The organism is Cerasibacillus sp., from assembly GCF_036516575.1.
GTDB lineage: Bacteria > Bacillota > Bacilli > Bacillales > Amphibacillaceae > Cerasibacillus.
This window is the reverse complement of the sequence record NZ_DATBTY010000003.1, coordinates 107,892-128,696: the sequence shown is the minus strand read 5'-3', so window position 1 is coordinate 128,696 and position 20,805 is coordinate 107,892. Positions and strand designations below refer to the sequence as shown.

At 36.6% G+C, this 20,805-nt stretch carries 18 protein-coding genes; 17 read left to right on the top strand and 1 reads right to left on the bottom strand.

The window, feature by feature from the left end:
• Positions 1-9: 9 nt before the first annotated feature.
• From VIG73_RS00780 to VIG73_RS00730, 11 genes are all read left to right on the top strand, one after another.
• Positions 10-1,974 (top strand): DHH family phosphoesterase, encoded by a 1,965-nt coding sequence (locus VIG73_RS00780; RefSeq protein ID WP_331638377.1) that lies wholly within the window; start codon positions 10-12, stop codon positions 1,972-1,974.
• Complete coding sequence (gene rplI, locus VIG73_RS00775) at positions 1,971-2,417, top strand: 50S ribosomal protein L9 (RefSeq protein WP_331638375.1); 447 nt, start codon at positions 1,971-1,973, stop codon at positions 2,415-2,417. The genes VIG73_RS00780 and rplI overlap by 4 nt, the downstream gene beginning before the upstream one ends.
• A gap of 45 nt (positions 2,418-2,462) precedes the next feature.
• The gene (gene dnaB, locus VIG73_RS00770; protein ID WP_331638373.1) at positions 2,463-3,836 is read left to right on the top strand and encodes a replicative DNA helicase; all 1,374 of its coding nucleotides are present in this window, start codon (positions 2,463-2,465) and stop codon (positions 3,834-3,836) included.
• 146 nt (positions 3,837-3,982) lie between these two features.
• Positions 3,983-5,266 (top strand): adenylosuccinate synthase, encoded by a 1,284-nt coding sequence (locus VIG73_RS00765; RefSeq protein ID WP_331638371.1) that lies wholly within the window; start codon positions 3,983-3,985, stop codon positions 5,264-5,266.
• Between the two features lie 258 nt (positions 5,267-5,524).
• On the top strand, positions 5,525-6,220 hold the full coding sequence (yycF, locus tag VIG73_RS00760) for a response regulator YycF (RefSeq protein WP_331638369.1): 696 nt from the start codon (positions 5,525-5,527) through the stop codon (positions 6,218-6,220).
• A gap of 12 nt (positions 6,221-6,232) precedes the next feature.
• Complete coding sequence (gene walK / locus VIG73_RS00755; RefSeq protein WP_331638367.1) at positions 6,233-8,080, top strand: cell wall metabolism sensor histidine kinase WalK; 1,848 nt, start codon at positions 6,233-6,235, stop codon at positions 8,078-8,080.
• Positions 8,070-9,392, top strand: a complete 1,323-nt coding sequence (locus VIG73_RS00750) for a YycH family regulatory protein (RefSeq protein ID WP_331638365.1) — start codon at positions 8,070-8,072, stop codon at positions 9,390-9,392. The genes walK and VIG73_RS00750 overlap by 11 nt, the downstream gene beginning before the upstream one ends.
• Before the next feature lie 2 nt (positions 9,393-9,394).
• A complete protein-coding gene (locus tag VIG73_RS00745; RefSeq protein ID WP_331638363.1) occupies positions 9,395-10,327 on the top strand; it encodes a two-component system regulatory protein YycI in 933 nt (310 codons plus the stop codon).
• Entirely contained in the window at positions 10,324-11,109 is a 786-nt protein-coding gene (locus tag VIG73_RS00740) for an MBL fold metallo-hydrolase (RefSeq protein ID WP_331638361.1), read from the top strand. The genes VIG73_RS00745 and VIG73_RS00740 overlap by 4 nt, the downstream gene beginning before the upstream one ends.
• Positions 11,110-11,182: 73 nt before the next feature.
• Complete coding sequence (locus VIG73_RS00735; RefSeq protein WP_331638359.1) at positions 11,183-12,370, top strand: S1C family serine protease; 1,188 nt, start codon at positions 11,183-11,185, stop codon at positions 12,368-12,370.
• Positions 12,371-12,603: 233 nt separating this feature from the next.
• Positions 12,604-14,319, top strand: coding sequence for an ABC transporter ATP-binding protein (locus tag VIG73_RS00730; protein WP_331638357.1), 1,716 nt, complete (start codon positions 12,604-12,606; stop codon positions 14,317-14,319).
• 735 nt (positions 14,320-15,054) lie between these two features.
• Here VIG73_RS00730 and VIG73_RS00725 read toward each other — a convergent pair.
• The gene (locus tag VIG73_RS00725; RefSeq protein WP_331638355.1) at positions 15,055-15,600 is read right to left on the bottom strand and encodes a GNAT family protein; all 546 of its coding nucleotides are present in this window, start codon (positions 15,598-15,600) and stop codon (positions 15,055-15,057) included.
• Positions 15,601-15,750: 150 nt separating this feature from the next.
• On the opposite strand from VIG73_RS00725, the gene dacB reads away from it, so the two are divergent.
• From dacB to VIG73_RS00700, 6 genes are all read left to right on the top strand, one after another.
• On the top strand, positions 15,751-17,313 hold the full coding sequence (dacB, locus tag VIG73_RS00720) for a D-alanyl-D-alanine carboxypeptidase/D-alanyl-D-alanine endopeptidase (RefSeq protein ID WP_331638353.1): 1,563 nt from the start codon (positions 15,751-15,753) through the stop codon (positions 17,311-17,313).
• 221 nt (positions 17,314-17,534) lie between these two features.
• Entirely contained in the window at positions 17,535-18,014 is a 480-nt protein-coding gene (gene rlmH, locus VIG73_RS00715; protein ID WP_331638350.1) for a 23S rRNA (pseudouridine(1915)-N(3))-methyltransferase RlmH, read from the top strand.
• 269 nt (positions 18,015-18,283) lie between these two features.
• Positions 18,284-18,544 carry a hypothetical protein gene (locus VIG73_RS00710; RefSeq protein ID WP_331638348.1) on the top strand — a complete coding sequence of 87 codons (261 nt, stop codon included), beginning with the start codon at positions 18,284-18,286 and terminating at the stop codon, positions 18,542-18,544.
• The gene (locus VIG73_RS00705; protein WP_331638346.1) at positions 18,534-19,115 is read left to right on the top strand and encodes a hypothetical protein; all 582 of its coding nucleotides are present in this window, start codon (positions 18,534-18,536) and stop codon (positions 19,113-19,115) included. The genes VIG73_RS00710 and VIG73_RS00705 overlap by 11 nt, the downstream gene beginning before the upstream one ends.
• A 140-nt stretch (positions 19,116-19,255) precedes the next feature.
• Entirely contained in the window at positions 19,256-19,423 is a 168-nt protein-coding gene (locus VIG73_RS15675) for a recombinase family protein (protein WP_414648346.1), read from the top strand.
• 1,034 nt (positions 19,424-20,457) lie between these two features.
• Positions 20,458-20,688 carry a hypothetical protein gene (locus tag VIG73_RS00700; RefSeq protein WP_331638344.1) on the top strand — a complete coding sequence of 77 codons (231 nt, stop codon included), beginning with the start codon at positions 20,458-20,460 and terminating at the stop codon, positions 20,686-20,688.
• The last annotated feature ends 117 nt before the right edge of the window (positions 20,689-20,805 follow it).

Sequence of the window (20,805 nt, the reverse complement as noted above, 5' to 3'; positions counted from 1 at the left end):
GAATTAATTATGTTTAATCATCAAATGAAATCAAGATCACATCTCTTGTTTTTAAGTCTGGTCGCATTTATTATGCTAGGTATTATATGGTATATATCCATTATATTAGGATTATTGATGACCTTATTATTACTAGCTGCTATATTCCAAACAATCCAACAAGAGAGAAGAAATGAAAATGAAATCAAACAACATATTGCGTCTTTATCAGATCATGTAGAGGATGTCGGTGAAGAGGTTTTATTAGACATGCCCATAGGAATGATCATTTATAATGATGATTATTATGTGGAATGGATGAACCCACATATGAATCATTTTTTTGAAACAGATATGATTGGTAAACCACTTGAAGATATATCTGATCAGCTCATTCCGGCTATTAACGAAAATAAAGAAAATGTCACATTTAAGTACGGAGATTATGGCTTTCAAGTTATCATTCGTAAAGATGACCGTTTATTATATGTACTCGATCGCACAGAACAATTAGAAATCGAGACATTATATGATAATGAACATACGATTTTAGCTATTATTTATTTAGATAACTATGATGAATTGACGCGAAATATGGATGATACGCTAAAAAGTCAACTGAACTCAAAGGTGACTTCGGCTTTAAATGAATGGTCACGTCGGTTTGGTTTATATTTAAAGCGTACATCTCAAGAACAATTTTTAGCAGTGGGGACAAACGCGATATTAACAGAGCTTGAGGAATCTAAATTTGCTATTTTAGATGAAGTTCGAGAACTGGATACGATGCAAAACGTTCCTCTAACAATTAGTATCGGAATTGGTTACGGCAATACGTCACTTCCAGAACTCGGGGTGATGGCCCATTCGAGTTTAAATTTAGCACTTGGAAGAGGGGGAGACCAAGTCGCTATAAAAGATGAGACAGGAAAAGCACGTTTTTATGGTGGTAAGACAAACCCGATGGAGAAAAGCACCATGGTGCGGGCACGTGTTATTTCACACGCTTTAACTGGTTTAATAAAGGCAAGTGATCATGTTTTTATTATGGGGCATCAAGTACCTGACATGGATGCGATTGGTTCTGCGATAGGGATTCTCCATATAGCGCGTGCAAATGGAAAAAGTGGTTATATTGTCATCGATTCGAAAGATGTGCACACAGGGGTCTATCGATTACTTGATGCGGTTAAAGAAGATGAAGATCTCTGGCCCTATTTCGTTGAGCCAAAAGATGCGCATGAACGGATTACCCAGAACAGTTTAATTGTGGTCGTAGATACGCATCGCCCTTCAATGGTTGTTGATGAATCCTTATTATCAAAAACAGATTATAAAGTTGTCATCGACCATCATCGCCGAGCAGAAGATTTTATTGACAACCCAACACTCGTTTATATGGAACCTTATGCATCATCAACATCAGAATTGGTGACGGAGTTGTTTGAATACCAACCGAAAGATAAGAAATTATCAATTCTTGAGGCTTCTGCTTTATTAGCGGGGATTGTTGTAGACACGAAAAGTTTCACACTCAGAACTGGTTCTCGGACATTTGCAGCTGCATCATATTTACGCTCTAAGGGTGCAGATACTGTCTTAGTTCAGAAATTCCTTAAAGAAGATTTTGAATCCTATATTCACCGCAGTCGCTTAATTGAAACAGCGGAAGTTTACGAAGAAACGATTGCCATTGCTAAAGCAGCACCTGGACATACATTTGGGTCTGTATTAATCGCCCAAACAGCAGATACATTGCTAACAATGAGCGGTATCTCGGCATCATTTGTCATATCTGAACGTGAAGATGGAAAAATTGGCATCAGTGCCCGGTCTCTTGGTAAAATAAATGTTCAAGTGATTATGGAGAAATTAGGTGGTGGTGGTCACTTAACAAATGCTGCCACTCAAATCGAAGGTACAACGGTTGATGAAGTTGAACAGAAGCTTAAAACTATTATTGATGAATATATAGAGGGGAGAAATGAAACATGAAAGTTATTTTATTAAAAGATGTTAAAGGTCAAGGAAAAAAAGGCGACGTTAAAAAGGTGTCTGTTGGTTATGCTCGTAACTATTTATTAAAAAATAACTTAGCAGTCGAAGCGACACCTGGGAATTTAAAACAATTAGAAGCTCAGAAACGTAAATTAGATGAACAAGCACAACAAGAAAAAGAAGAAGCGATTGAGCTTAAAAAGGCACTAGAAAAGATTACCGTTGAATTGAAAGCTAAATCAGGTGATGGTGGACGTCTATTTGGTTCGATTACGAATAAACAAATTGCAGATGTATTAAAGAAAGATCATGGATTTAAAGTTGATCGCCGTAAAATTGAATTAGCAGAACCAATTAAATCACTCGGAGTTGTTCATGTACCAATTAAATTACATCCAGATGTTCAAGGAACAGTCAAAGTTCATGTTGTTGAACAGTAAAGTAAGGTTTATCTAATTAAGTATGATGGAGAGGAGGTATGGCTGTTGAGTGAGATGATGAACGACCGAATTCCACCACATAATTTAGAGGCGGAGCAATCTGTCATTGGGGCGATTTTTTTAGAGCCAGAAGCTTTTTCAACAGCCTCACAGATTCTCCAACCGGAAGATTTTTATCGTGCGGGTCACCAACGGATTTTTGAAGTGATGTTAAACTTATCAGACCGTGGTGAGCCGATTGATATTTTAACTGTTACAGCAGCTTTACAAGACCGTAAGATTTTAGATGAAGCAGGTGGCGTATCTTATTTAACAGAAATAGCAGGTAGTGTACCAACAGCAGCTAATATTAGCTATTATTGTAAAATCGTTGAAGAAAAAGCGTTACTCAGACGTTTGATACGTACAGCTACAGATATTGTGACGACATCGTATACACATGAAGATGATGTCGATGAGGTACTTAATGAAGCAGAAAAAGGAATCCTAGAAGTTGCTAACCGACAAAATGCGGGTTCCTTTAAAGCGATTAAAGATGTATTAATTGAAGTATATGACAATATTGAACAACTTCATAACCGTGAAAGTGATGTGACAGGGATTCCAACAGGCTATCGGGATCTTGATCGAATTACATCAGGATTTCAGCGTAATGATTTGATTATTATTGCTGCACGTCCATCTGTTGGTAAAACCGCTTTTGCTTTAAATATCGCACAAAATGTAGCTGTAAACACGGATGAAAATGTAGCAATCTTTAGCTTAGAGATGGGAGCTGACCAACTCGTTCAACGTATGCTCTGTGCAGAAGGGAATATTGATGCACAAAGATTACGTAATGGTCAACTCGAAGCCGAAGATTGGGGACGTTTGACAATGGCAATGGGGTCGTTATCAAATGCAGGTATTTTTATAGATGATTCTTCAGGTATTCGCGTGAGTGAAATTCGTTCGAAATGTCGCCGTCTCAAACAAGAACACGGACTTGGTATGATTGTCATTGACTATTTACAATTGATTCAAGGAAGTCCGAATTCAAGAGAGAACCGCCAGCAAGAAGTTTCAGAGATTTCCCGTTCATTAAAGGGAATTGCTAGAGAATTAGAAATTCCAGTTATTGCTCTATCTCAGCTGTCTCGTGGAGTAGAACAACGTCAAGATAAACGCCCGATGATGTCCGATTTACGTGAATCAGGAAGTATTGAGCAAGATGCGGATATTGTTGGTTTCCTATATCGTGATGATTATTATGATCAGGAATCAGAGAAACAAAACATTATTGAAATCATCATTGCTAAGCAACGTAATGGTCCAGTTGGTACAGTCGAACTTGCTTTCGTGAAAGAATATAATAAATTCGTCGACTTAGATCATCGTTATGATGATAGTCAAATTCCACCAGCCACAGCCCAAGCATAATGGGCTGTTTTTTTATTTTCCGAACGATAACAAGATTTTAACAAGAAATGTTCGCTTAATAATTGACTTGATCATCCATAATTGATAAACTAGCCTTTGTGATAATGAAAAACGTATTTAAAAGACAAACTTAACGGAGGTGCGCCATGTCCTCAGTAGTTGTAGTAGGGACGCAATGGGGCGATGAAGGAAAAGGCAAGATAACTGACTTTTTAGCAGAAAAAGCAGAAGTCGTTGCTCGTTACCAAGGTGGTAATAATGCAGGGCATACGATTAAATTTGATGGAGTAACTTATAAACTTCATTTGATCCCATCCGGTATATTTAATAATGAAAAAGCGTGTGTATTAGGAAATGGAATGGTTATTGATCCAAAAGCATTCCTAGACGAACTAGCTTATTTACAAGAACATAATATTTCAACAGATAATCTTTATATTAGTAATCGGGCACATGTTATTTTGCCATATCATATAAAATTAGACGTATTACAAGAAGAAGAAAAAGGTACCAATAAAATTGGAACAACGAAAAAGGGAATTGGACCAGCTTATACTGATAAAGCGGCGCGCGTTGGCATTCGTATGGCTGACTTGTTAGATGCTGACACATTCCGTGAAAAACTCGAACAAAACGTCAAGGAAAAAAACCGTTTATTTACAAAGCTATATGATGCAGATCCCGTTTCAGTTGATGAGATTTTCGATGAATATTTTGCATATGGACAGAAAATGAAACAATATGTAACAGATACATCGCTCATTTTAAATAACGCTTTAGATGAGGATCGCCGCGTCTTATTTGAAGGTGCACAAGGTGTCATGCTTGATATCGATCAAGGGACATATCCATTTGTAACATCTTCAAATCCAAGTGCTGGTGGTGTGACTGTCGGTGCTGGTGTTGGACCGACAAAAATAGAACGTGTTGTAGGTGTAACAAAAGCTTATACAACCCGTGTCGGTGATGGGCCGTTTTTAACAGAACTCCATGATGAAACAGGCGACCGTATTCGAGAAGTTGGCCGTGAATATGGTACAACAACAGGTCGACCACGTCGTGTTGGTTGGTTTGATAGTGTTGCTGTTCGTCATACCCGTCGTGTGAGTGGTATTACTGATTTGTCTGTGACACTTTTAGACGTCTTAACAGGTATTGACACATTGAAGATATGTGTTGCCTATCGTCATAAAGGGGAAATCATCGAAGAATTCCCTGCTAACTTATCTGTATTAGCCGAATGTGAACCCGTTTATGAAGAAATGCCTGGGTGGACAGAAGATATTACAAATGTAACAAGCTTTGATGAATTACCAAAAAATGCACAGCACTATTTAAATCGTGTTTCTGAACTGACAGAGATTCCGTTATCAATATTCTCAGTCGGTCCTGATCGTAAGCAAACGATTGTCGTAAGAGATGTCTATTAATTATAGTTATAAAAATAAAGGGCAATATCGTGTGATAAAGCACGGAATTGCCCTTTTTCCCATTTCCAAAAAACCCCTCTATATGAAGCGACACTTCATATAGGAATGAGTTTTCGTTATAATGATAGTAATGATTCACATAAGACATTTTGTTGAAAATACGTTAGAATAGACAGAAGGACTGGGCAAGAATTTTAATAAAATTAATTTTCTAATAAATATATAATCAAAATGTAAAGGGAAGGAATGAACGGATTTATGGCACAAAAAATATTGGTCGTTGATGATGAACAGCCGATTGCAGATATACTAAAATTTAATTTAGAGAAAGAAGGCTATGATGTCGTTTGCGCATATGATGGTGACGAAGCGATAGAAATGGCTAAAGATGAAAAACCAGATCTTATTTTACTTGATATTATGTTACCGAATAAAGATGGAAATGAAGTATGCCGTGAGATTAGAAAAACACAATCAATGCCGATTATTATGTTAACGGCAAAAGACGCAGAGATTGATAAAGTATTAGGATTAGAACTTGGAGCAGACGATTATGTGACAAAACCATTTAGTAATCGTGAATTAATTGCCCGTGTAAAGGCTAATCTTCGTAGACAAGCACATGTTCCTGATGTGGAAGAAGAGAATAATGATATTGAAATCGGTAACTTAATGATTCATTTAGATGCTTATACAGTAACGCGGGATGGGGAAGAAATCGAGTTGACACACCGTGAATTTGAATTATTACATTATTTAGCACGTCATGTTGGACAAGTTATGACACGTGAACATCTTCTTGAAACGGTATGGGGGTATGATTATTTTGGGGATGTTCGTACGGTTGATGTGACTGTACGACGACTCCGTGAAAAAATTGAAGAAGACCCTAGTGAGCCGACATGGATTATTACACGACGTGGGGTAGGCTATTATATGAGGAATCCAGAGTAGGGGTAGGTTTATATGAAGAAAGTCGGTTTTCGCTCCATCCAATTAAAATTTACAATTATCTACATCTTACTCTTACTTGTAGCTGTACAGGTGATTGGTGCCTATTTTGCTAGTCAGTTGGAGAAAGAGCTCTTAACCAACTTTAAGTCTAGTGTCAATGACCGTATTGAATTATTAACTTATAATCTTGAACAAGCATTTGAAAAAGACCGCTCTAAAGGAGAAGAAGAAGAGCTAACGATACAACAAGAAGTGCAAACAATCATTTCAGAAATTGATTCAAAGGATATGACAACATTAGAAGTCGTTAATAGCCAAAGTCGAGTTCTCGGTACAAATGATACCGTCAATAGTAGCGACATTATCGGGAAAAAGTCGACCCGTGAATTAGTACAAAAAGCACTCTATGGCTCAACGCCGGACCGAACATTATTTGACGGGAAAACAGGAAGCCGTGTATTTGTAAAAGCAGTTCCTATCCAAGGGAAAGGTGATCAAGTTGTCGGTGTCATTTATTTAGAAGCATCGATGGAAGGTGTCTATAGTCAGTTACAAAATGTGAATGAGATTTTCTTTAAAGGTTCGGTTATAGCCATTATTGTATCAGCTCTCTTAGGAATTTTGGTTGCTCGAACGATTACAAAGCCAATTAAAGAGATGCGTCGTCAAGCACAGACAATTGCACGGGGCGACTTTACACAGAAAGTTAATGTCTATGGCTCAGATGAAATTGGCCAATTAGCTGTATCGTTTAATGATATGACCGATCAGTTACGATATTCATATGCCATGATTGAAAAGGAACGCCGTAAAATGAGTCTCGTGTTATCCAATATGACAGACGGTGTGATAGCAACTGATGAGCGTGGAACGATTACACTGATGAATAAGGCAGCTGGTATTTTAATTGGAAAAAGCCCTGAAGAATGTCAGGGAAGATCATTATTAAACATCATTCAACTTGATGAAACAAATTTTGATATGACAACATTAACAGAAAGTGATTCAATGATTATCGATTTCGGTGATGAGGAGCTGGACTTTTTAATTAGCGCCACCTTTTCAACAATTTTGGATGACCAAGATCAAATCACTGGATATATTACAGTCCTTAGTGACGTGACAGAAGAAGAAAATTTAGAACGTGAACGTCGCGAATTTGTTTCTAATGTCTCTCATGAATTACGGACACCATTAACAACAATGCGTAGCTACTTAGAAGCATTAACAGACGGGGCTTGGCAAGATGAAAAGGTAGCTCCGCGCTTTTTACAAGTGACACAAAATGAGACTGAGCGTATGATCCGTATGGTAAATGACTTGCTACAGCTATCCAAAATGGATCACAAAGATTTTCGTTTAGAAAAGAAACGAACAAACTTTACAAACTACTTCCATTATGTCATTGACCGATTTGAAATGAATATTCCTGAACACTTAACCCTCGTTCGTAAAATCCCGAACGGAAAATACTTCGTCTGGATTGATCGCGATAAGATGATGCAAGTCTTAGATAACCTAATTTCAAACGCTATCAAATATTCCCCAGAAGGTGGTGTTGTGACATTAAAAGTTGTTCAACAGCGCCAAGAATTACTCATTAGTATTTCTGACCAAGGGGTAGGTATTCCGTATGAAAAAATTGATAAGATTTTTGAACGTTTTTATCGCGCAGATCAAGCGCGAAGTCGTAAATTAGGTGGAAGTGGTTTAGGATTAGCGATTTCGAAAGAACTGATTGAAGCGCATAAAGGACGGATTTGGGCAAGAAGTAGTGAAGGAAGAGGAACAACGATTTACTTTACACTTCCCCTAATGCCTTTAATGGGCCGGATGCGGAGGGATACGCATGAAAATTGAGGTTATTAAATCATATGCCCTATTCATCTTAGTCGGTTTAAGCTTAATTTTGACTTATAATATTTGGACGTATAAACCGGGCTTTGATGTTCATCAAGACAAAGACCGGATGTATGTTTCGGAAGACGATTTATTCTTAGCTGGTGATACACTTTTATTAGAAGATGTCATCATTCCAAATGATATGATATTCCATGACCAGGGTGATTTTTTTGGTTTTCAACAAGCGAATGATTTAAAAAGCCTTTATCGTGAAATAGGACGTTGGACGATTTATGAATTTTCAACGGGCGATTCAACTGGTCCGCCAAAACAAAAACGTCAAATCGAAATTCGATATCCAACTCCTCTTCCAATGAAAATCATCCCTCGGTTATTTACATTTGATAAGGAGTTAAAAAACCTCCCAAGCTGGTCATTTGATCGCGTGTTTATTACCTTTGATAAAAATCATCCGATGATAAATTTACAATTTCTGTCCATCGATGGTAAACAAAAAGCTACAGCGGTTATTCAACAAGCTGAAAAGTATGAACTTCTTCTGAGTTATATGGAAAATAAAGTGCGTCTACAAGAATATATTGCCTTTAAAACAAAGCCGGATTGGTATATATACATACCAAATGGAAAAGTAGAAAAGGCAAAAAAATCGTTCAGTGTGGACGTTGCAGCACTTAATCAAGCACCTAACAAATTAATTAATGCTTTATTTAGTGATCCGTCGATTGTAACGCGTAATTTAACAAAGGCAAATGTTGCTAATTATACAGATGGCCGTCAACAATTACAAATCGATTCACAAAGACTCAATATGGAATTTACGAATCCAAGCCAAATGGATATAAAAGAACCGCTCCATTCAGTTGAGTTACTTGAGAAAACAGTTGACAATATTAATGAACATAAAGGATGGACGGGTGAATTTCATCTTGAGTCCATCGATTCAGCTAATCAAAAAGTCACCTTTCTAATGTACCAAAACGGCGAACCTATTCTTAGCAATAACCGTGCTAGATTAGAACAAGAATGGCGTAAACAAGTATTATTTAAGTATGAACGACCATTGTTTCAAATAAGTGATTTAATTGTTGAGGAAATGACAGAACTACCTTCAGGGGAAGAAATCATTCAATTTATTAATCAATCTCAATATAATTTGAAGGATATCCAAGACATTCGTGTCGGTTATCGACTGAAATTTCAAGATATGTCATCTTATATCTTTACATTAGAACCAGCCTGGTTTATGAAATATAATGGTGCCTGGGTCGAGATACAGTCAGATAAAGATATTAGTAAAGAGGTGAGCTGAGGATGCAATGGAGTCAAATAAAAACATTATTTATCCTCTGCTTTTTGGTTTTGGATATTTATTTAATCTTTCAATTTATCGAGAAGCAACAAGCTGCCAATATCGGTTTATTAGAAAGAGAAGAGATTACGTTAGAACAGCAGTTAAAAGATGATGATATTACAATTGAAAATACGCCTAATCAACGCGTTGAAGAAGCGTTTATTAAAGTGAGACAAAAAGATTTTTCAAAAGAGGATCGTGACCGATTAGAGGGATTACCTAATCAAGAAGCAGTGATAACGAATGAAAATCACCTCATCATATCGCAATTCAAGGAAGGTATTGCCCTTCCAGATAAAGTCACAGAAGAACAGTTACAAGAAATTGTTCAAGCTAATATTCTATACGGGGATGAATATCAATTTGGTGAATGGAATAAAGAGAAAAATGTTATCTATTTCTTCCCGATTAAAAATGGACGCCCCGTTTATTTTAATCCAAGTGGTGTTGTTGTGATTTATTTAAATGAGAAAAATGAGATTATCTTATATACTCAAACGCGCTTGGATAAGGCGGATATAAATAGTGAGAAAAAACCCCTCATTCATCCAGTTGAAGCGGTTGGACGGCTCTATAATAATCAACACATCGTTTCTGGTGATACCGTTAATAAATTAACTGTCGGTTATCAAACAGTTGTCCCATTAGCGGATGGTGTCCAAGTATTCGTACCAACATGGAAAATCACAGTTAATAAAGAAAAGAGTTTTTTCGTAAATGCAACAGAGGGTATTATTTTTACGAGTAGCGATGAAGATTTCCTTTACGAAGAAATATCAAATTTACTGAGTCGGATGAGTTTAACCAGTCAAAAAGTTTCTTGGAAGAAAAGTGTTATCGATATGTTAGAAAACAAAATGACAGATTTAAAAAAGCGGAGTGAAACAAAGTGAGTTTACGTTTTAGTGTATTGGCCTCTGGCAGTACAGGTAATGCGTTTTATATTGAGTCTGATCGTACAAAGTTGTTGGTTGATGCAGGATTAAGTGGTAAAGAATTGGATCGTTTATTCGGTGAAATTGATGTTGATCCGGGTCAATTATCTGGTATTCTAGTCACTCATGAACATAGTGACCATATTAAAGGACTAGGCATCATCGCAAGAAAGTATCAATTACCCATTTATGCGAATGAAAAGACATGGAAAAGAATGGAGAACTCAATTGGTAAATTGACAATTGATCAAAAGTTTTTATTTGATAGTCATTCTGTTAAGACATTTGGTGATATTGATGTCGAATCATTCCGTGTATCCCACGATGCAGCTGAACCGATGTTTTACACATTCCATCAAGGGAAAAATAAAGTTGCTTTAGTAACGGACTTAGGTTATGTATCGGAACGGATAAAGAAAACAATTGAAGATGCTGATGCTTATGTATTCGAGGCTAATCATGATGTTGAAATGTTACGGATGTGCCGTTACCCATGGAGTGTCAAACAACGTATATTAGGTGATTCAGGACATATATCCAATGAAGATAGTGCATTAGCTCTAGCAGATATTATTTCAAATCGCACGAAACGCATTTATCTTGCACATTTAAGTGAAGAAAATAATATGAAAGACTTAGCACGGATGACGGTTGATCAAATGTTAAAAGAACGTGGCATCGATATCGAGCTTCATGACACAGATCCTAAACAAGCGACACCATTATATAAAGTTGGTTAAGTATGAATGGAAGCCGCTTTGTCGATAATAAAGATTGTAGTCTTATTTCTTTAATGAAAGAGGAGTGACCAACTTGGGCTACTATGATGACCATGCTTACCCAAGAAAACAAAAACGGAACTGGCTCACCCCATTATTACTAGGAATGATTATCGGAATTCTTTTAGTTGCCATGGTTAAGCCAGCCGTTTTTAGGACAGTTGATGAATCTTCAACAGACGAAGATGCGATTGGAATAAATCGTAATCCATCCGTAACGAATGTAAAACTTGATGTTACAACACAAATGACAGATACTGTTGAACAAGTAGCTCCTGCTGTTGTCGGAGTGACCAACTTACAATTACAAAGAGATCTTTGGAATCCCCAAGCAGAAGCAAGTGAAGCAGGTACAGGCTCCGGCGTGATCTATAAGAAGGACGATACATACGGCTATATCGTGACGAATCATCATGTCATTGAAGGAGCCGATGAAATCGAGATTATTCTACATGATGATACAAGTATTCGGGCGGAGTTATTAGGAAGTGATTTATTTTCTGACCTAGCCGTATTACGTGTTGATAAAAAATACATTTCCCACATTATTGAGATCGGGTCTTCTGAATCTGTTAAAGTCGGTGAACCTGTGATAGCGGTGGGAAATCCTCTTGGCCATATGTTTGCAGGTTCTGTAACACAAGGAATTATCAGTGGTAAACAACGAACCATTCCACAAGACTTTAATCGTGACGGACGACCCGATTGGCAAGCTGAAGTCATCCAAACTGATGCAGCCATCAATCCAGGAAATAGTGGTGGTGCACTCATTAATATTGCTGGTCAATTGATAGGTATTAATTCGATGAAGATTAATGAAGCAGCTGTAGAGGGTATTGGCTTTTCAATTCCGATTGATACCGCACAGCCTATCATGGATGAATTAGAAACAACTGGAACCGTTACACGTCCATATCTTGGTGTGGAAATTTATTCATTAGATGAAGTGCCCAGAAGTGAGTGGTATGATACATTAAAGCTACCTAAAGAATTAGACGGTGGTGTCTATATCTGGAGTATTGAACGCTTTTCTCCGGCTGACCGTGCCGGATTAAACCGATTAGATGTCATAACAGCCTTAGATGGTAAAGAGGTAAATGATATCATTCAACTTCGCAAAATACTTTATCAAGAAAAAAGTGTCGGTGATGAAGTTCTAGTCACATATTACCGCGATGGTAAAAAACAAGAAACAAAGCTTATATTAGGTAAGCAAGAATGAGACAAGCTATCTCTAACGAAGAGATAGCTTGTTTAAAAGGAAAAATGTAAAAGTTTTTCACAAATTCATCCACACTTTCACTTTAGTTATCCACAAACTGTTGATAAACGGTGGATATCCCTAGATTTAGTAGCGAACATTTTTTCTGCCACAAAATAGGAGGGAACATTTGTGCATATGTGGATAACTTTGTGGATATGTTGTGCTTTTAAATGGAAGGAAGTGAATACATCATGATTAAACGATTTTTCTCATATTATAAACCACACCGTCGCTTATTTATGATTGATTTTACGAGCGCGGTTATTGTTGCATTGCTAGAGCTTGTGTTTCCAGTTGCAGTGCAAACGTTTATCGATGACCTTATTCCAGGGGGCAATTGGAATATGATTATCGTTGTTGGGATATTGCTCTTATTTGTCTATTTATTAAGTACTGCATTGCAATATGTTGTCACTTATTGGGGGCATAAGCTCGGCCTAAATATCGAAACAGATTTAAGACAAGAACTCTTTTCACATGTTCAAAAACAAAGCTTCCGATTTTTCGATAATACGAAGACAGGAAATATTATGAGCCGGGTTACGAATGATTTATTTGAAATCGGAGAACTGGCACACCATGGTCCAGAAGACTTTTTTATTGCCACGATGACATTTATTGGTGCTTTTATTCTTATGTTTAATATTAACTTCCATCTTTCTGTTATTTTATTATTCATTGTCCCGATTCTCATTTTCCTGATGGCTTATAGCAATATTAAAATGAGCCGGGCATGGAAGAAAATGTATGAAGAAATTGCTGAAATTAACGGAAAAGTGGAAGATGCCGTTTCTGGGGCACGTGTTGTGCAATCATTTACGAATGAAGCATATGAAATGAGACGCTTTACAAGAGAAAATAAAAATTTCCGTAAAGCAAAGTTAGGCGCATATCGTGTCATGGCAAGAGTAAATTCGAGTATATATTTAATGATGCATTTAATGATATTAATCGTTTTAGTTTTTGGTGCTTGGCTAACATTCCAACAGAAAATGACATATGGTGAACTTGTCAGTTTCGTATTGTTTACGAATGTTTTATTTAAACCGATCCAAAAGATCACCGCCCTACTCGAACTATACCCAAAAGGAATGGCTGGTTTTAAACGATTTTGTGAATTGCTAGATCAAAATCCAGATGTCGTTGATCGTAAAGATGCGAAGGATGTCGATTTTCTACAAGGCTATATTTCCTTTCATAAAGTGACATTTGGTTATGAAAAAGCACAAGGTCCGATTTTAAAAGCGATGAGTTTTAATTTAACAGCAGGTGAAACAGTTGCTTTAGTCGGTCCATCTGGTGCTGGAAAAACGACCATTGCTTCGTTAATTCCACGTTTTTACGATGTTGACAGTGGACAGATTACGATTGATGGTATCGATATTCGTGATATGACAAAACAATCCCTAAGAAAGCAAATCGGGATTGTGCAACAAGATGTGTTTTTATTTACAGGGACGATTCGCGAAAACATTGCTTACGGAAATTTAAATGCATCTGATCGCGAAATTGAAGCAGCAGTTCGTCGTGCCCATCTAGATGAATTTATTCAAAAGCTCCCAGATGGCTATGAAACAGAAGTTGGCGAAAGAGGCCTGAAACTATCAGGTGGTCAGAAACAACGAATCGCCATTGCGCGGATGTTTTTAAAGAACCCACCGATATTAATTCTCGATGAAGCGACATCGGCTCTTGATACGGAAACAGAACGAATTATCCAAGAAGCACTTGAGGACTTATCGAAAGACCGGACTACGATTGTCATTGCGCACCGTCTGGCAACGATTCGAAATGCTGATCGGATCATGGTCATTACAGAAAACGGTATTGAAGAAGAAGGAAAGCATGATGAACTCGTTAAGCGCAACGGTTTATTTGCGCAACTCCATCATGTACAAATGAATTAGGAGCGATTTGATAGTTTCCGAAAATAAACAAGTGGAGGAGATAGCAGACTATTTCTTTCACTTGTTTTTGTGTTTAAGAGTTTTGTTGGAGGTCGTCTTCGTCCAGTTGATGCGGTTGTTTTGGTTATTTAAATTGTATATGAGTATGTGATCTGTGCTTAGGATGTCGTGCTTTATCGTTTCATCGTTTCAATGTGAAGTAAGTTTTCGGGCGGCGCTGGAGTACCTCGCATAGGGCCCCTTTAATGTGTAGTAAGTTTTTGGGGAGCGCATGAGTTACTTCGTATTGGGTCCTTCAATGTATAGTAATTTTTTGGGAAGTGATGGAGTTACCTCGCATTGAAGCCTTCAATGTATAGTAAGTTGTTGGGAGGTGATTGAGTTACCTTGCATTGGGCCCTTCAATGTGTAGTAAGTCTTTGGGCGGCGCAAGAGTTACCTCGCATTGAACCCTCCAATGTATAGTAAGTCTTTGGTGAGCGAATGAGTTACCTCGCATTGAACCCTTCAATGTATAGTAAGTCATCCGGAAACGGGGGACTTAATTCGCATTAACTCTAACATAAGCAAGTCTCTTACGATTTTCTTAAAAAAGCCACCCAATAGTCAAAAAGGACTTATTGGACGGCCGCTTATTATTTACAAAAATGATGTCGATATTTCCCGGGTAATATCTAATTATTTGAAAAGCGGAGAAATGATAGCTTTACTAGTCCGACATAATAAACAGTTCGATTACCTGTCTCTCCATTCGTGAGCAAGCATGCCGTAAACGACATGGTCAACATAATGGTCATAAAGCCACTCTGTTTGGCGAAGTAATCCCTCTTGTTTGAATCCGAGTCGCTCCGGAATAGCACGGCTCGCTTTATTTTCGACAGCGGCACGAATATCAATCCGATTTAAATTTAATACATCGAATCCATAATCGATTAACGCTCGAACGGCCCGTGTTGTAATCCCATTTCCTTGGTAATCTTGCCCCAGCCAATATCCGATATAACCGATCCGATTCGTCCAATCAAACTGATTAAAAGAAATGACGCCAACCAATTCTCCACGAAAAAAAATACCGGATATCAATGCTCGCCGATCAGCATGGAGCTGAAAAGCCTGCTCAATAAAGTGCTTGGAATGTTCGACCTTTGTTGTATGATTTAACCAAGGCAGCCATTCCTTTAAATAATCACGAGAACGATCGGTTAATTCAAATAATCGTTCTGCATTCATTGAATTCATCATCTTTAATGTAAGCTCTTCATCGACTTCATAAACAAACAACCCATTTCTCCCCCTTTAAAAACACCAGTTGAATTTTATATATTTTAACATATATATCATATAAAACATGCTTTTTCTAATAAATAATGGTATATTAAAATAAAGTAATAGTGGGACAATTAAAATATCTTCGGAAGGGGTTTTGTAAATATGCCATCATTCTCAAGGCATTGGCGCTATTTGATTGTTATTTTATTGTTTATTGGCCTAGCGTTACTCCCACACCACGAGAATTATCCTTCACATGCAACCGCAGCGAAATCATCAGAAGCCATCGCTACTAAAAAATCATCACGACATATATCACAAGCAAAGCAAACGACAGACGAATCACTAAAAGAAAAGATTAATCATATTTTAAGTGACCCACGATTAGACGGAGTCAGTATCGGTGTAAGTGTCCGGCGCGCTCAAGATGGTGAACTTATCTACACACATAATGGGCAACTACATTTACACCCAGCCTCAAATATGAAATTAATAACGGGTGTATCTGCACTCAACGTGTTAGGACCAGACTATCGGTTCAATACAACAATCGCAACAGATGGGAACATTAGAGGGCAAGTTTTACAAGGAAATCTTTATATGGTTGGTCAAGGGGACCCGACATTATTAAAAGAAGATTTAGATCAATTTGCTAAAGACTTAAAAGCGAAAGGTATTCAAAAAATTAAGGGAGATTTAATTGCCGATGAAAGTTGGTATGACGATGTTCGGTATTCACAAGACCTCAATTGGTCAGATGAAGAAAATTATCCAGGCGCGCCAATATCAGCTTTAACACTTTCACCGAATAATGATTATGATGCAAGTACAGTCATCGTCGAAGTATTCCCGGGAAATAAAATAAATGAACCACCAAAAGTTAAGTTAATCCCTGAGACAGATGTGATAGAAATTGTTAATCGCGCTAAAACAGTGGCGAAAGATGCTGATCGTAAAATAACAGTTGAACGTGAACATGGCACAAATCGTATGATTATTAATGGAACCATTCCAGTCGGGTCGAATGAAACACGTGTCTGGCGTACGGTTTGGGATCCAGCATTATATACATTAGACGTTTTTCATAAATCATTAACTGAAGAAGGAATTACAATGATTGGAAAACATCAACAGAAAAAAGGCGTCGCTCCAAAGAAATTAACAACATTAACATCTAAAAAATCGATTCCTTTAGAAGAGTTGATGATTCCTTTCATGAAATTAAGTAACAATGGCCACGGAGAAACCCTCGTCAAGGAAATGGGACGTGTCGTTTATGATGAGGGAAGTTGGGATAAAGGCCTTCAGGTCATGGAAGAAACGCTCGAATCATATGACATGGATAAAAAACATTTCTTACTACGTGATGGGAGCGGGATGTCACATAAAAACATTGTCACCACCGATGCGTTAACCGAACTTCTATATACCGTTCAATCGGAACCGTGGTTTGACATCTTTGAAAATGCCCAACCTGTTGCTGGTGAACCAGATCGCTTAGTTGGTGGAACATTAAGATTTCGTATGACAGAAGAACCAACAAAAGGCAATGTGAAAGCAAAAACAGGTTCACTAACAGGTGTTAATACATTATCAGGCTACGTGACGTCAGCCGATGGTGAAAAACTTATCTTTTCAATTTTAATTAATAACCAAATTGGCAGTTCTTTGACAGATATTCAAGACGATATTGCAACCGTGTTGGCGGAGCATGAATTTGAGTGATGGAGAAGAGATTATTTATCTATAAATTCTTCGGGAAACATCTCATTTTTAGTGATTTAGGCTAGCGAGATGACAAGAAAAATGACGATACAATTGTCGTTAAAAAGTATCGTCCTTTTTTGTGGACAGGCAGCTAAGGTTGGGTGTATATATCATTTAGAAAAACGCTATATGTTTGTTACACTAGATGAAAATACGAAAACCATAAAGGACGAACATATATGAATATCACGATTGTTTCTGTTGGAAAACTAAAAGAGAAATATTTAAAACAAGGCATTGTTGAATATTTAAAGCGATTAAGTGCTTACGCAAAAGTAAACATTATTGAAGTACCAGATGAAAAAGCACCCGAAACATTAAGTGCCAGTGAAGAAGCGGATGTGAAACAAAAGGAAGGCGATCGCATCTTAGCTAAGATCACACCCGATACCTATGTCATTACACTTGATTTACAAGGTAAAATGCTAACATCTGAACAATTAGCTGAAAAGCTTGAAGACCTCGCAACTTATGGAAAAAGCAAAATCGCCTTTGTCATCGGTGGTTCCTTAGGTCTAAGTGATGATGTTCGAAAGCGAAGCAATTATGCTCTCTCTTTTTCAAAAATGACCTTTCCGCATCAGCTTATGAGACTGATTTTGTTAGAGCAGATTTATCGGGGGTTTAAGATTATGCGGGGGGAACCGTACCACAAGTGATGGTAAAGCAGAAAAAAGAGTTTACAATACATATGGAAAGCTTAAGAGAGTTAAAGGTGAAAATATACTTGGGAGAAATGAACTACGCTAGCTAGTCTTACACTGTTGTTATAAACGTAAAATACTCGTACTAAAAACAAAGGAATTATATAAGAACATCTGAAATCTGTCTGTGTTAAAGTAAGTATAGTGATTCTTAAAAGGGCATGGAGTAAAAACAGGGAATTCTTACATAATAAATATTTATTTAAGGAGAGTGTTTTTAATGTGTGGGATTCGTAAATAAGCATGAAGAGAGAGACTTAGAGTTACCAAATAACCGAAATAAATTATTAGATGCAATTGCAAATGATTTATTAAGTGATGATAATGTTCTGTCATTTTTTTATGGTGGCTCAATCGGTAATGAAAATACAAATATTTTTTCAGATATTGACCTTAGAATCATTGTCAAACCTAACAAAATAAACGAATACATTGGAAATAAACAGATGCGTGCAAAAAAACTGGGGAAATGTATTGTATTTTGAGGATTTTAATCCTTCGTCAATCTATACTGTTGCCCATTATGACTGTTTTGTTAAAGTGGACATTTTTTATTTTACTTTAGACGATATTCAACCCTCTACTTGGTTACAAAATATTGAAATTATCAAAGATACCAATGAAGTTATGAATAATATACAAAGACAGTCCATGGAAATTATTTACAAACCGACCTTCGCTGAATTTGAAGCTTGGAGAACAAAATTTTTTGCATATTTACATGAAGCATATAGAAAGGCAATGACAGAAGAATATTATTATGCTTTGTATTGTATTGACAAATTACGACTATTCATGTCAACAGCTTGGTATATGGCTTCAGGAGTTCAACCAAATACGTTTGGTGATTGGTCTAAATACGAAGGTGATAGAAGTCAGTTAAAAGACAGGCAAAAGTCACTACTTGAAAGTTGGGAATGTGGAAGAGATACGATAGAAATTATTAATGTTATGAGAAGTATTGTACCTGAATTTATAAAAGTACATGATATACTTTGTGGAATATTGGAAATTGAGAATGATTCAGAGTGGGTAAATGTAATTGTAATATGGTGATATAAATTTATATACTTTGTATTACCTCTTTTCATAATCTAGATCGACTGTCGACAAAGAATTCCGAACTTGCTTAATCTTATCTATTGCTACCCCATCCTCCCCTACATCAACTCAAAACTGTTTCCACTAATTCTGAAGTGGAAACAGTTTATGGATATAAGAGAATTATAAATCTTGTAAATAAGAATGGTTTAAAGACTAAGAAGGGGAATCTTTTTGGTATTAATTCTATAAAGACTATACTTGAAAAACCGACTTATGATGGTTTTATAGATGTGGAAAACATAAAAATTGGAATGAAATGAGAAGAAAAGGTAAGCGAGATAATGTCGAATTAATAAAGGGACAACATCCTGCAATAATTGAAGAAGACTTACGGAATAGGGTTCAGGCTATAGCACCGTATTACAAATAGAGGCAAAAACTGTTACAGGTAAGGTGGTAATTCTTTGTCGGAAGCTGGTTTTAAAAATGTGTTTATGCGACTTGTTTTATGAATAATTAAGATTAATTAGCCGTTGATGATTTTACCAAAGGCTAGTTACATTTTAAATGGCTATGATGACTATACTGTTTGGGGGTTTGTCAATTAGGTTAGTTATCTCTCATCATCTTTAACTAGTTCTATACGTACTCCTGTTATTTTTTAACCTCTTGTAAACTATTCCATAATTCCGTTCGTTGTTTGTTAATAATGAAATCTAACAGCTTCTGCACTAATTGCGGAAGTGTATGAAGTTCAAATGTAACTACTTCTGTATCGATTAGGTATGTAGATTCCTAAAAATGATTTTGATTTCACTTGCCACTCTCGCCCATTAAAGTTATAACGATACTCATCCAGTTTACCTGTCTAATTGCTTCATTAATTCACACGAGATTCCTACATCTATCATATAATGTGTAAAATTATATCATAACAAGTCTATCTACTCATGCAATGTCTTAAATCACCACGGTAAACCGTATCACAAGTAATCGTAATGCAGAAAGTAGTTTACAATACATATGAATAAATTAAGAGAGTTAAAAATATACCTGTAAGAAATGAAGTACTTAGCTATTCCTACCGGTCCTATATTGTTATTAAAATGCAAGTTACCCTTACTAAAAATAATAAAAATATAGAAAAACATTTGAAACATGTCTATGTTAAAATAAGTATAGTGACTGAATCAGTAGCTTTTGATTCCAACAAAAAGGCCGAATTGCAGAAGATCTTATCTTGAAGGTAATAGGAATTTTATCTTAAAATATAATGAAAATAGTGTTTCGGACTGTACTTTAATTATGTATTTTGCCTGGCTAGGAAAACAACTCATAAAAATGGGGTGTGAGAATGGATTTGTTACCTTGGGTGACTGTTGGTTTCATCATAATCGGAATTGTTGTTCTTGCTTCTATGAAAAAAAGTATGGAAAGAAAGGTCGCTTTAATAATAGAAAATAAGGATAGTAAGGATAGTAAACAGATTTCAACTAAACCCGTTGTTTGGTGGATAGTGGGGGCTACAGTTTGGGGAGTAGTAAGTATTTTTTTAATCGTATGGTCGTTTTCCATTTATAAGTAAAAATGGTTGCGTTAGAAAATAGATTTAGGATGAGGAAATTCATTTTTATGAAAGACTGTAATTAAACAATCGGGCGCAATTCTGGAACAAGGAAACAGCGTCCAAATACTAAAGAAT

Bases quoted from the DNA above. Each gene is read 5' to 3' on its own strand.
- dacB (WP_331638353.1), top strand. From the start codon at position 15,751: ATGCCATCATTCTCAAGGCATTGGCGCTATTTGATTGTTATTTTATTG.
- VIG73_RS00730 (WP_331638357.1), top strand. From the start codon at position 12,604: ATGATTAAACGATTTTTCTCATATTATAAACCACACCGTCGCTTATTT.
- walK (WP_331638367.1), top strand. From the start codon at position 6,233: ATGAAGAAAGTCGGTTTTCGCTCCATCCAATTAAAATTTACAATTATC.
- yycF (WP_331638369.1), top strand. From the start codon at position 5,525: ATGGCACAAAAAATATTGGTCGTTGATGATGAACAGCCGATTGCAGAT.
- VIG73_RS00745 (WP_331638363.1), top strand. From the start codon at position 9,395: ATGCAATGGAGTCAAATAAAAACATTATTTATCCTCTGCTTTTTGGTT.
- rlmH (WP_331638350.1), top strand. From the start codon at position 17,535: ATGAATATCACGATTGTTTCTGTTGGAAAACTAAAAGAGAAATATTTA.
- VIG73_RS00780 (WP_331638377.1), top strand. From the start codon at position 10: ATGTTTAATCATCAAATGAAATCAAGATCACATCTCTTGTTTTTAAGT.
- VIG73_RS00765 (WP_331638371.1), top strand. From the start codon at position 3,983: ATGTCCTCAGTAGTTGTAGTAGGGACGCAATGGGGCGATGAAGGAAAA.
- VIG73_RS00700 (WP_331638344.1), top strand. From the start codon at position 20,458: ATGGATTTGTTACCTTGGGTGACTGTTGGTTTCATCATAATCGGAATT.
- VIG73_RS00750 (WP_331638365.1), top strand. From the start codon at position 8,070: ATGAAAATTGAGGTTATTAAATCATATGCCCTATTCATCTTAGTCGGT.
- rplI (WP_331638375.1), top strand. From the start codon at position 1,971: ATGAAAGTTATTTTATTAAAAGATGTTAAAGGTCAAGGAAAAAAAGGC.